This window comes from Sporomusa sp. (assembly GCF_035561255.1).
In the GTDB taxonomy this organism is placed as follows: domain Bacteria; phylum Bacillota; class Negativicutes; order Sporomusales; family Sporomusaceae; genus Sporomusa.
This window is the reverse complement of record NZ_DATMXX010000333.1, coordinates 1-11,732: the sequence shown is the minus strand read 5'-3', so window position 1 is coordinate 11,732 and position 11,732 is coordinate 1. Positions and strand designations below refer to the sequence as shown.

Sequence of the window (11,732 nt, the reverse complement as noted above, 5' to 3'; positions counted from 1 at the left end):
AAATAGGGTTCCGGGTGCTGCCATAATCTCCTCCCTGTCGCTCGCAGGTTCCGTACCGTACCAACCTGTTTAACGTTGGTATGATACTATGGTGATCGCTGGACAGGCAGTTCTCCTGACTTGGGTTCATCGCGCCGCCAAACCTTCCCAGAACGTACATCCCAGTGGCATATCTTGGCTTTGCTCCCCGTTACAGTGGCGGGACCGCGCCGGTATTGCACCGGTCTTCCCTATTAAGCCCCGCAGGGCACCTCTCCCCACTTTATGTTGTTGTTTGGCTTGTCTCTTCGTTCCACTCCCTTGGCAGGCCGGAAAAGCTGTCCGCTTCCTGCCCGTTTTTTGTGTTCTGGCCTGTCCCCTCCTTTGCTACGCGATGCCTTGTGTAAGGATAAAACTCACACAGACCCCAAATCCTCTCCCTGTTGATCGCAGGTCCGACAAGGATGTCGGTACAGGCAGTTCTCCTGGCTTTCCCTCATCATTAGCCCCGCCTTCCCGGCAGCTTTATCAACTGCCAGTGGCTTTCCGGGGCTCACTCGGGGTTACAGTGGCGGAACCGCGCCGGCTTCCAACCGGTCTTCCCTATTAAGCCCTCTCGACAGGGCACCTGTACCCGCTAAATTCCCAATCGCTAAGTGCTCTGTTGCTATATCCGTTCTTCCCAATGGAGTGCCAGCTCTATCTAAACCACTTGTGAGAAAAACTTGTCCGTCGCCACAAAATAAAAAAGAAGCCACCCCTGCCTGATCGACAAGGAGGCTTCTTTGCTGAGCCGGCGCAGCCGGCATACCACACGCACGCAAATCTCCCTCCCTGTCTGTCGCAGGTAAAACGGTGATTGTCATACAGGCAGTTCTCCTGGCTCTGGTTCATTGCGCTGCCAACCTTCCCAAGACAGTTACGTCTCAGTGGCGGAATACAGTATTGCTGCTGTACTTTGGCTTTGCTCCCCATTACAGTGGCGGGACCGCGCCGGCTTTACACCGGCTTTTCTGTTAGGCCCTTGCGGGCACCTGTACCAAAATTTTAGTTTATTTTGTTTTCCTTAATTGCCTTTGCTGCCCTAAATTCTACCATAGACACTGCCTGCTGTCGAGCGGTTTCGCCCTGTTTTGTTGTATTTTTTGTTTATTCTTTCTTTTTCGACACTTGTTTTTTCGGACGCGCGCAGTGGGGGTTATCGTTACACAGTCGGCCGTCTGTAAGTTCCATCAGGGCACCGGCATCGGCCTCCTGCCAGGCCAGAGTCAGATACAGCGCCGCGCCGAACTGACGGCGCAGCCAGTCGTTAACGGCTGCGGCAGCCGTTTCCAGCAAGCCGGTCACCACCGGTATGTTGGGGGCCAGCAGATAGAAGCGGCCGCCGTCGCTATAGAGCAGGTGGACCCGGCTGAGTCCGACCGCGGCAAAAAGCTCGCCCAGGCAGTGTTCCAGCAGGACCTCGACAAAAATAGAGCGGCCATGCAGGGCTGGGAGTGCCCCGGCCAGGTCGCCGTCGACCAGCAGGAAGGCCGGAACAGTGCGACTGCGGCTCTTTTTTGCCCCCGCGCACCAGGACCGGTAGTCGCTGATACCGGCCACGGCAAAATAGCGGCACAGGCAAACTGCCAGCGCCGCCGTCAGCCGGGAATGATCATACAGGGAAATATTGCCGCCGCCACTGGCAGCGGTGCTGTAGGGAATGCCGGCCGCGACTGTTTCCAGGATGGCTAACACCTGGTCGACCGTACAGGTGGAAAAATCCGTTTGCCGCAGGCTATTTTGCAGCCTATGCCATAATGGCAGATACTTGTGGGTATCGGCTACCGTCAGGCCGCAGCAGCCGGAATATTCCGCTGCCGGGCGACGCCCGGCGCCGGCAGCCATGTCCGCCGCAGCATATACCAGATAGGCGATATGATCGTTTTGTTTGATGTATTTCACACCGATGGCCTGATGATGGCAACCCAGGCATTGCAGCAAAGCCTGATAGGGTTGTCCGGCTGGCAGACAGGCAGCCAGCATGCTCCGGCTCTGTTTGTGGTGACCGCCGGCCCGGCAACAGATGGTACCGATATCCTGGAGCAAACCGGCCAGAGCAATGATTCTTGCCGTTTCTCCCATCTAAACCCCCTTTCCAGTAAATTAGCGGCACGGCTTTCCCTTACAGGGGCAGAACCGTGTTGGCTTTGCACCAAACTTCCCTAAGCCCCGAAGAACACCTATCCCCGGTATTCCATTTTGCTGTTTTACCTATGTCTTTTTGACACAATATTATCATGTTATTTCAATCTAGTCAATGCAATTCCCTGATGTAAATATGTTTTACCGTTCCGGATAGTTGTGTCGCAGAGAAACTTTTAATGATTTCTGTTTTCATATTATCTTAGGAAAGGCATATCGTAAATACCTCAGACGAGGTAGTTTCTAGATATTAAGCGCCTTTTGGACTGGTTTTTTAAAGATTCCCGTTCTCTCACTGAAAACCACATGCATATTCACTCCTCCTTCAGCCTCCCTTAATTTGAACTTAGGTCAGCTAACGCGGTGAGCCCCTGCTCTTGTCAAACTATTTGCCGCAGGGTATAGTATAGGTAACAGCTTCAGTCAAGGGAGGGTAACCTCAATGCTACGCTCAACCGTATTAATGATTATGTATTCAAACGTATATTTGGTTCAGAAGGAAACAAAGATATACTCATCAACTTTTTAAACGCTGTGTTGAAATCCCGGCCTGGACATGAACTCACCGCACTGGAACTTCTTGACCGGGAAATCGACCCTGACTTTCTGGGCGATAAATACGCCCGCCTGGATATCCTGGGGCGCACCGCCACGGGAATACTTATAAACACTGCCAAAGATGTTGTGCCGCACGACTTCACCCCAAACCCGGTTGGAAAAATGGCTGCTGTATCTCAATAACGCCGCAGGCGAAGAGATGGAGGAAATTGCCATGAGCGAACCGATGATTAGAAAAGCGCTCACCTGTGAGCAAATATTCACCAAAAATGCCCAGGAGCGGCGGCGCTATGAACTGCGCGAAAAAGCCATTATGGAAGAGCAAACTCTTATTCACGGCGCCAAAGCGGAAGGCAAAATTGAGGGTGCGCGGGAGATGCTTCACACAATCATGGAGATGAAATTCGGCGACCAGGCTGTGGCACTATTTCCACTGGTGGCACACCTAAACAACCTAGACGCACTGGAGCGTCTCACCCGGCAATTTTTTTCAGTCAATACAGCCGAAGAAGCAAACGAGCTTCTCCAGAAGTCTGTTTAAGGTAAAAGTAAACCAGCATCCGGCAGGGATATCCCTGCTCAGGTGCTGGTTTTTTCGTTGGCTAGTCGAGTATTTTGTTATTCCCGTAGAGACAGCCTGGTTGGCGCTTTCGCTGGCGGCATTTCCTTCCTTGATGACCAGATTGGCATCGTTGGTCGCAGCGTCAACGAGAATCGGCCGCAGTTTCCCCGGCCCAGATGGTACGCATCAGGGCCGGGTACTCCTCCGTCAGGTGCCGCAGGATGATGTCCAGGCACCCTGTTCTACTGGGCCAAGCTCTACCAAGGCCAGCTGCAGTCCGGGCAAAACCATTTCCTCTTAAATAAGACCGTCACCATCAACGTACTCAATTTCAGCTGTCTGCCGGCCAAGGACCATTATCATAATACCTTCCATATCCGCCATATCCGTGGATATGATACCCACCAGGTCCTCAACGACGATCGGGAAATTCATTTTCTGGAATTGCCGAAGCTGCTGTGCCGCACAGCTTCACCCCAAACCCGGCTGGAAAAATGGCTGCTGTATCTGAGTAACGCTGAAGGCGAAGAAATGGAGGAGGTGCTATGAGTGAGCCAATAGCACTCACCTGTGAACAGATATTCACCAAAAGCGCCCAGGAACGGCGGCGCTATGAACTGCGCGAAAGTTACAATCCTGGAAATGAAATTTGGCACACAAGCCGCTACTCTATTCCCGTTCTTGGATACCATGACTGACCTGGACACGTGGGATCGTATTACCCGCAGCTGCTTACAGCCAATACCCCGGGGAAGCAAGCGCTAGCAACATGAGCCCTGACAACAGGATTTTTTCCTGGCTGGTTGCATATTTTCCTGCCTATGGGTATAATATAAGAAAAGGACTGACGTGCTGATACACGCCAGCCCTACAGGCTGTCTAACCGGAAACGGTTAGCCCAGATGAAACGGTATTAAGAAATAACCGCCGTCCTTAGCTAGGGGCGGTTATTTCCTGTTTATGATCAAAACAACAAGTGTTGCAAATGCAATCATCAGATACATTGCCTCAAACATTGTGATCATCATACCACCCCCTTTCTACAAAGGGAATGGCTAACCGCTCCTAGACATCCTGTACGAATAGTATAGCATATTTTCCCAGGGTAAAAAAGAAAAGGGCGGCTTTTGTGTCCTGTTACACATAAACCGAAACGCCTACAGCACACTGATCTGCTGTAGGCGTTTCTATTATCCCGACTATTTACCCCGTCCGGTTTTCCGCATGGGCATTTTATTGTTTGTAGTTTTAGCCTTACTTGCCTTGGGAAATGGCTTATTATTTTCATTGGCCTTTTTCTTCTTTTCTTGTAGTAAAGCGAGTAAATCCACTTAGAACTCCTCCTTTGCCAGCATCAACGTATACCTCTATTCTACAACGCCATGTACCTATTAAGCAAGACTTGGTGCTTTCTTAACTAAATAGTCCGAAAGCCTACTTGTTTTGTTGTATATAGCCTGCCTTTAATCTTTGTAGCCTGGAGGGCATCCATCACCAGAGGGCCTTTGCCGTCCAGGATTTCTACGTACGAGCAGGTCTCCTGAACATCAATTATCCCAATATCCCCGGCACTAACCCCGGCAATGGCAGTGATGGCTCCCAGGATATCTCCCGGTCTCATTTTAGTCTTTTTACCGGCATTGATACGAATTCTGGTAATCTCACTATTTAGTTTGTCACTGATATCCGGTTTGTACGCCGGCTTGGCCTTATTATTCTCAGAAATCAGATTGCCACGCTCAACCGCCGCCCCTGTGGGCTGTTCCAGCCTGGGTATTTTATATTGCACAAATTCCTCGATTGCCGCTAAGGCCCTTCGTTCAGCCGGGGTGACAAAGGTAATTGCCGCGCCGGCATTTCCTGCCCGCCCTGTCCGGCCAATACGGTGAACATACCCCTCATTATCCAAGGGAAAATCATAATTGATCACCAGCGCGATCTCTGCCACATGAATCCCCCGTGCTGCCACATCAGTGGCAATCAGAAAGCGAAACTCGCCTCTTTTAAAGCCTTGAATGGCTGCTAACCGCTCCCTTTGCTCCATTCCGCCATGGAGGGTTCCACAGAGATAGCCTGCATGTTTTAGTTCCGCCGCCACCAGCTCTACTTTTTCCCTGGTGTTACAAAACAAAATGCAGCTATCCGGCCGCTCAGTAACCACTATCTTTTTGACAAGCCTGAGTTTGTCGCTTTCTTCAACCTCATAGTAGCCCTGCTGAATTTTCTCTGTAGCCGGGCTTGCCGGCTCAACCGCCAGCCTCACCGGATCTATCATGTATCTGCTGCATATCGCCTGGATTTGATCAGGCATTGTTGCGGAAAATACCAGAGTAACCCTGTCCCCGGGCAGCTTTGCGATAATTGCTTCAACCTGTTCAATAAAGCCCATATCCAGCATTTTGTCGGCTTCATCAATAATCAGATACTTGATTTCGGCCAGGTTGATACTACCACTGACAATATGATCAAATGTTCTGCCCGGCGTACCGACAATCACATGCACCCTTTGGCTTAACTCTCTTCTTTGTATCGCCATCGGCTGCCTGCCGTAAATAGCAGCACACCTTATTTTCTTAAACCGCCCGATATTAGCAATATCCTGTTTTACCTGTACCGCCAATTCCCGGGTTGGTGTAAGCACTAAGGCCTGTGGGCTCCTTTGCTCTATTGCGATCTTTTCGCAAACCGGGATGGCAAAAGCAGCCGTCTTGCCACTGCCGGTCTGCGACTGCACAATAATATCCTGATCTGCAAAAACCAGGGGTATCACTTGTGTCTGAACCTCAGTCAGTGTTTCATAGCCTAAGGTTACCAATGCCTTTTTTATTTCTTTACTAAATCCGTCTATGATCTTCAACCCTCATTCTCACAGATTAAATGCACTGCATTCTTTATTTTGTGCTTGTCCGGAATATCTTAACCATCTACTGCATTAACCAAAATTGTTTTACTGCCGCGTCAATCCGGTTAACACTATTTGTGCGTATGGCGCCTTGCCATTCCCGGGGGAAGAGCCGCTTATACCGGGCTTGTGAAAACCGTTCATCAATAAGCAGAACCAGCCCCCGGTCCTGCTCGGTACGGATTACCCGCCCTGCGGCCTGCAAAACCTTGTTCATCCCCGGATAGACATAAGCATACTCAAACCCCTGGCGGCTATTCTTATCAAACCACTGCCTGATGATCTCCCGTTCCAGGCAAACCTTAGGCAACCCCACGCCAACGACAACGGCACCGACAAGCCGTTCACCAATTAGATCAATGCCCTCACCGAAGATGCCGCCAAGGACGGCGAAACCGACAAGCGTAGCTGCGTTGTCACAGGAGAATTGCTTCAGGAAGCCATCCCGTTCTGCTTCAGTCATCTCGCCGGTTTGGCGAATTACCCTTGTTAGCGGGCTTGCAAAAGAGAAACGCCGGTACACTTCCTCCATATACCGGTAGGATGGCAGGAATACCAGGTAGTTGCCGGCTCTGGCCCTGATTGCAGCTGTTATGCTTTCGACAATCGCTTCATAGGTCTTTTCCCGTGTCTTATAGGTGGTACTGATATTATCGGCGATAAGAAGGCCCAGATTCTCAGGGGAAAAGGGCGTGGGTACTGCAAGTTTACCATCCCCTTCCTCACCCCCCAGTACCTCGGAAAAGTAATCAAGCGGGGTCAGTGTTGCGGAAAAGAAGATGGTCGCCCGCCCCCGCTGTGCAGCCTGCCGCAATAACTCCGCCGGGTTGACACAAAACAGCTTAAGTTTTACATCATTATCGATTTTCTCGACATATGTTACATACCGTTCATCATAGGTCTCAGCAGTTCGCAGGAAAGCATTCACCTTGAAATAAATATCCAGGAGCTCTTCACGAAAGTCTGCCGGTTCATTTTTTGCCAGCCATTTTTCGGCTGCCTCCATAAACTTTCTCAACATAGGAAGTATATCGGTGAACGGCTGTTCTCTCACACAATAGTCCGCTTCTCCCACTGCCGACTTTTCGCTGCATAGCTTGCCAGTCTTCAGCAAAAACGTGTTTATCTTGCCGGCTGCTTTAGCAAGCGGGGGAAGCTTATTGCTAAGCGTTTTCTTTACCGCCAGAAAGCTTTGTTTGGTTAACTCGGCCGAAAACATCTCCCGGGCCCGGTCAACAAGATTATGGGCCTCATCAACCAGGAAGCAATATTGTCCATTATTCTCATAAAAGAAGCGTTTCAGATAGACCCGGGGGTCAAATACATAATTATAGTCACAGATGACCGCGTCAGCCCAAAACGCCAGATCGAGCGACAACTCGAAGGGACAAACCCGGTGTTTCCGGGCATAGTCTTCAATAACCTCACGGGTAAAGGACTCCACCTGCCAGCAGTCATTCAGCGCCAGGTTAATCCGGTCGTAATACCCCGCGGCATAGGGACATTCCTCCGGGGTACAGGCTGCCTCCGGCATAAAACAGGTTTTGTCCTTGGCGGTAAGTGTCAGCGTTTTACAGTGCAAACCGGCCTGCCGCAGCCGGTCAAAGGCTTCTTCGGCCAACTGCCTGGTTACTGTTTTAGCCGTGAGGAAAAACAGTTTTTCCACCTGTCCCAGCCCCAGGGCTTTTACAGCTGGAAATATGGTTGCCATTGTTTTGCCGGTGCCTGTCGGGGCCTGAGCAAAGAGTTTAAGCCCCCTGCTGAGCGTCTTATATACGGCAACAGACAGCTGCCGCTGACCCTGGCGAAATGCTGAAAACGGAAATTGCAGCAGCTCGGCAGAGACATCCCGTACTGCCGCCCACTCCCCAAGCCGTTTAGCCCACAAAGCAAATTCACTTACCAGCGACTCAAAAAAAACAGCTAGCTCGGAAACAGAACAGTCTTGTTTAAACAGCTTGGTTTCCAAGGTATTGACCTGGCAGTACGTAATCTGAACGCCGATCTGATCCAGGTCATGCTGGGCGGCATAGATATAGGCATAGCATTTAGCCTGCGCCCAATGCAGGTTGTACCCTGTTTCAATGGTTTCCAGGTCTTGCGTAACTGACTTAATCTCATCAATAGTTATTTGCTCCAGGCCTGTTTCCGCTTTTGTTGTGATGATGCCATCGGCCCGCCCACTGATCTGTAAGACCACATCAGGCCGCTCAACTACGATAGCCAGGCTTACCTCCGACTGATACTCCGAGCCTTGGGCCTGTTGAAGCTTACGATGAATCTTACTCCCGTCAACTAAACGCGAACTCCCGGTAAAGGTTGCGGTCAAGTCTCCTGACCGGAGCACAAACTCAACTAAATTTCGCACCGAGGTCTTGATCACTTTATTTGCAGACATAAATTACCCTCTTGGTCTCAGCATTTTTTCAGTACAAATCAATCAAAAGCACGCTATCCGCAGTCATAGTTGACGTCCCCGGGTAATTGTTGTAAGTTAAGGATAAACCCATTACAGAAAGGCAGGCTTTGTCATGACACAGATACATTGGGGTATTCTGGCAACAGGTACAATCGCCAAAAAGTTTGCAGACACGCTTTCCCAGCTGACCGACTGCGGCACAATGCTGGCAGTCGCTTCACGCAGCTCAGCAAGTGCAAATTCGTTTGCTGCTGAGTATAACATACCTAAAGCCTATGGAACTTATCAGGATCTGGTCTGTGATCCTGAGATTGATGTTATCTATATTGCCTCCCCGCATTCAATGCACTATGCACATGCCCGGCTTTGTTTAGAGAATGGCAAAAATGTTCTATGTGAAAAGTCATTTACGGTTAATGCTGCCCAAGCCGCGGCCCTTACGCAGCTGGCCAAAGAGAAAAATCTTTTTATTATGGAGGCCTTCTGGACGAAGTTCCTCCCTGCTTATCAATTACTTAATAAGACCATTGCTGACGGTGCAATTGGTGAGCTGACACACTTCAGGGCGCAATATGGATTTGCCCCAATTGGGGCGAGGTACATAAGAAAACTTGACCCGGCACTTGCGGGCGGTGCTTTGCTGGATATTGGCGTCTATGCGATCGGCGTTGCCGCCATGCTGCTGGGTTACCAGCCTAAACAGCTCTATTCAAGTGCAATCATTGGTGAATATGGTACAGATACATTCAACAGTATCATGCTGGAATATGAAAACAACGTAACAGCCCACTTAATCACAACAATCGGTTCTCCGATTGATGCTCACGCCGTACTTTTTGGTACAGCAGGCCATATTATACTGCCAGGCTTTTCGGCCTTACAAGGGTTTACCGTTGAAAAGAGTGACGGCACCCGCTACACGGTAGAGTCCCCTTTTGAGATTAATGGGTTTGAGTATCAAATAAGAGAAACCGTAGCATGTTTGCGAGCCAAGAAATTAGAAAGCACGATAATGTCCCATCAGGATACCTTAGCCGTAATGCGCTTGATGGATAAAGCACGCTCAGATTGGAGGCTGGTATTCCCGTGTGAGGGAACCCCAGCTTAAGCCTGATCCCAATTGGCATGGCATCCTTTATATATTCGCACCCGCCTGTTGTAAGTCCTGTATCAAATAGGCAGGGCCTGTATTAGAAAAGGATTCCGTGTGCTCCGGAATCCTTTTCTGGCTAAAGAACCTTATCCTAAGTTGTCACATTGTCAGTTGCACAGTTAAGTGTTGCCAGAACTTCTGCCAGCCTCGTGGCAAAGCTCCTTGGATCCGCTGTAGATTGCACATGCACATAGATTAAATGAGGATCATCTAAAATCCAGTGATTATGAACCGCAGACACGATAATGCCTCTATTTAACAGTTGTAAGACGAAATTCGGTACTTCATCCTGCAGAAGAACTAAATCTCCAGTCATTAATGCCCGGCCATTAGTTCTTTCGAATGTAACAGAATGGATTGAGGCTGCTTTTGAGGGTACCCCATTGATTGTTACACTTAGATCAGTCCTGGGTATTTCAACCGTACATATCCCATTTTTGGTTTGCCCGCTGCCACCAAGGATATCGGCTAATTCGGCACATAGATCGGCAGGGATTGGCATACTTCCACCTCCTTGTATTACATAATATGATATTGATTGATAATAGTTCCGTAAGAACTCAAAGCCTTTATCTATTTCATTACTACAAAATAAAAAATACCCTTAACTCTTTGCCAACATAAAGGGCATGAGTTAAAGGTATTTAATTTTTTACAACTTTTCGTTAGAGGTAATCTGTACCGACAGTTCGCCTTTCGCAGTCCGCTTAATAACGCCTTTCTTACCGGCCCCATCATCAACAGTAATGGACTGCAGACTATGTGCCATCAAAAAATTAAGTACGTCCTGCTTGATGAAGGCTTCCCAGTTTAGTTTCTTCGTGTCAGCATCATTTTGATCGAGAATGTCTTGAGCCACTAAAATACCCTCCCTAATTCAGTAAATGTAACAAATAGGCAAAAAATACAAGTGCAACAGCATTTATACTCTGCCCTTTGAATTATACTCAACATTTGCCTGATTGCACAGGGAGTAATTGGCAGTGCTTTATATACATCTAATTTTTCAATTTAAAACTACCACAAGCGGTATGGGTGTAGTATTCTGCATTTCCGCCACTTACCTGGATGTTATCTAACGTACATAACCGGTTATTATGATAAGTACAGGTCTCGACCGTACATTTGAGGGCATCACAGGAACCTGAACTCAACACATTGTTGGTAAGCTCAGAATACAGAAGATTGTTCAAATAGGAGCCACAGCATGTAGAGCGGCCTGACTGAGCAGAACTGCCAACTATATCAACGCAATTTGCATAACATACAGAAGATTTATTGTGTGAACAGCTACTGACTTCACAATTAATTTTAGCCATTTTTATTCCTCCCTTTTATTTAAAATATCTATCCAGCAAGCCTTTAAAGGCACAGCCATGCCTGGCTTCATCTTTACACATCTCATGAACAGTATCATGGATAGCATCAAGGTTATGTTGCTTGGCTAACGTGGCCAGCTTCTTTTTACCATCACATGCACCATACTCAGCCTCTACTCTTGCACTTAGATTAGCCTTCGTATCTGCTACCACCACCTCGCCGAGGATCTCGGCAAACTTAGCGGCGTGCTCGGCTTCCTCATAGGCAATTCGCTTATAGGCTTCAGCCACTTCAGGATATCCTTGCCTGTCTGCCTGGCGGGACATGGCCAGATACATTCCCACCTCAGTACATTCCCCCGTAAAATTAGCCCGTAATGCATCTAACATTTCTGTGGGAATACCTTTAGCAATACCAATGTGATGTTCATCTGCCCACGATAATTCTCCGGTCATCTCCTTAAACTTATCCTTACTGGCCTTACAAACAGGGCATAAATCAGGAGCTGATTCCCCTTCATGAACGTAGCCGCAGACCGTGCAAACAAATTTTTTCATCCGTGTTCCTCCTGCTTTTTTAATAAAACATGACTGTTTACAGGATAGTGTTGGACTTTTTTTTATATTTAATACCGGTTACCAGATCAGTCCTTTAT

At 48.7% G+C, this 11,732-nt stretch carries 15 protein-coding genes and 3 riboswitches; of the genes, 7 read left to right on the top strand and 8 right to left on the bottom strand.

From position 1 onward, the window contains the following. Positions 1–88 precede the first annotated feature (88 nt). Positions 89–270, bottom strand: a riboswitch (cobalamin riboswitch). A 167-nt stretch (positions 271–437) separates the two neighbouring features. Next, positions 438–626: riboswitch (cobalamin riboswitch) on the bottom strand. A gap of 205 nt (positions 627–831) precedes the next feature. After that, positions 832–1,032: riboswitch (cobalamin riboswitch) on the bottom strand. A 96-nt stretch (positions 1,033–1,128) separates the two neighbouring features. Further along, entirely contained in the window at positions 1,129–1,923 is a 795-nt protein-coding gene (locus tag VN379_RS18445) for a hypothetical protein (protein WP_325536506.1), read from the bottom strand. Between VN379_RS18445 and VN379_RS18440 the strand changes: the two genes are divergently transcribed. From VN379_RS18440 to VN379_RS18415, 6 genes are all read left to right on the top strand, one after another. Beyond that, complete coding sequence (locus VN379_RS18440; protein ID WP_325536504.1) at positions 1,906–2,187, top strand: hypothetical protein; 282 nt, start codon at positions 1,906–1,908, stop codon at positions 2,185–2,187. The two genes, VN379_RS18445 and VN379_RS18440, sit on opposite strands and share 18 nt — an antisense overlap. Before the next feature lie 435 nt (positions 2,188–2,622). Further along, positions 2,623–2,904 carry a PD-(D/E)XK nuclease family transposase gene (locus VN379_RS25050; protein ID WP_349255135.1) on the top strand — a complete coding sequence of 94 codons (282 nt, stop codon included), beginning with the start codon at positions 2,623–2,625 and terminating at the stop codon, positions 2,902–2,904. Further along, entirely contained in the window at positions 2,843–3,262 is a 420-nt protein-coding gene (locus VN379_RS18430; RefSeq protein ID WP_325536500.1) for a PD-(D/E)XK nuclease family transposase, read from the top strand. Before VN379_RS25050 ends, VN379_RS18430 begins: the two co-directional genes overlap by 62 nt. 57 nt (positions 3,263–3,319) lie before the next feature. Next, positions 3,320–3,508 carry a hypothetical protein gene (locus VN379_RS18425; protein WP_325536498.1) on the top strand — a complete coding sequence of 63 codons (189 nt, stop codon included), beginning with the start codon at positions 3,320–3,322 and terminating at the stop codon, positions 3,506–3,508. A gap of 12 nt (positions 3,509–3,520) precedes the next feature. Next, positions 3,521–3,832, top strand: a complete 312-nt coding sequence (locus VN379_RS25195) for an Rpn family recombination-promoting nuclease/putative transposase (protein ID WP_414715016.1) — start codon at positions 3,521–3,523, stop codon at positions 3,830–3,832. Further along, positions 3,829–3,981, top strand: a complete 153-nt coding sequence (locus VN379_RS18415) for a hypothetical protein (RefSeq protein ID WP_325536494.1) — start codon at positions 3,829–3,831, stop codon at positions 3,979–3,981. Before VN379_RS25195 ends, VN379_RS18415 begins: the two co-directional genes overlap by 4 nt. A 501-nt stretch (positions 3,982–4,482) precedes the next feature. Here VN379_RS18415 and VN379_RS18410 read toward each other — a convergent pair. The 3 genes from VN379_RS18410 to VN379_RS18400 form a co-directional block, all read right to left on the bottom strand. Further along, a complete protein-coding gene (locus VN379_RS18410) occupies positions 4,483–4,614 on the bottom strand; it encodes a hypothetical protein (protein ID WP_281289458.1) in 132 nt (43 codons plus the stop codon). A gap of 86 nt (positions 4,615–4,700) precedes the next feature. Further along, a complete protein-coding gene (locus VN379_RS18405; protein ID WP_325536491.1) occupies positions 4,701–6,140 on the bottom strand; it encodes a DEAD/DEAH box helicase in 1,440 nt (479 codons plus the stop codon). 67 nt (positions 6,141–6,207) lie between these two features. Continuing rightward, entirely contained in the window at positions 6,208–8,583 is a 2,376-nt protein-coding gene (locus VN379_RS18400) for an ATP-dependent DNA helicase (protein ID WP_325536489.1), read from the bottom strand. A 133-nt stretch (positions 8,584–8,716) separates the two neighbouring features. Here VN379_RS18400 and VN379_RS18395 point away from each other — a divergent pair, with 133 nt between their 5' ends. Next, complete coding sequence (locus VN379_RS18395) at positions 8,717–9,712, top strand: Gfo/Idh/MocA family oxidoreductase (protein ID WP_325536487.1); 996 nt, start codon at positions 8,717–8,719, stop codon at positions 9,710–9,712. A 136-nt stretch (positions 9,713–9,848) separates the two neighbouring features. Here VN379_RS18395 and VN379_RS18390 read toward each other — a convergent pair whose 3' ends face one another. The 4 genes from VN379_RS18390 to VN379_RS18375 all read right to left on the bottom strand — a co-directional run bounded on the left by VN379_RS18390 (position 9,849) and on the right by VN379_RS18375 (position 11,634). Continuing rightward, positions 9,849–10,259 carry a DUF1259 domain-containing protein gene (locus tag VN379_RS18390; protein WP_325536486.1) on the bottom strand — a complete coding sequence of 137 codons (411 nt, stop codon included), beginning with the start codon at positions 10,257–10,259 and terminating at the stop codon, positions 9,849–9,851. 150 nt (positions 10,260–10,409) lie between these two features. Continuing rightward, positions 10,410–10,616 carry a hypothetical protein gene (locus tag VN379_RS18385; protein WP_325536485.1) on the bottom strand — a complete coding sequence of 69 codons (207 nt, stop codon included), beginning with the start codon at positions 10,614–10,616 and terminating at the stop codon, positions 10,410–10,412. 139 nt (positions 10,617–10,755) lie between these two features. Then, complete coding sequence (locus VN379_RS18380; protein ID WP_325536483.1) at positions 10,756–11,076, bottom strand: DUF1540 domain-containing protein; 321 nt, start codon at positions 11,074–11,076, stop codon at positions 10,756–10,758. A 15-nt stretch (positions 11,077–11,091) separates the two neighbouring features. Further along, positions 11,092–11,634, bottom strand: a complete 543-nt coding sequence (locus tag VN379_RS18375) for an NADH peroxidase (RefSeq protein ID WP_325536481.1) — start codon at positions 11,632–11,634, stop codon at positions 11,092–11,094. Between the last annotated feature and the right edge of the window lie 98 nt (positions 11,635–11,732).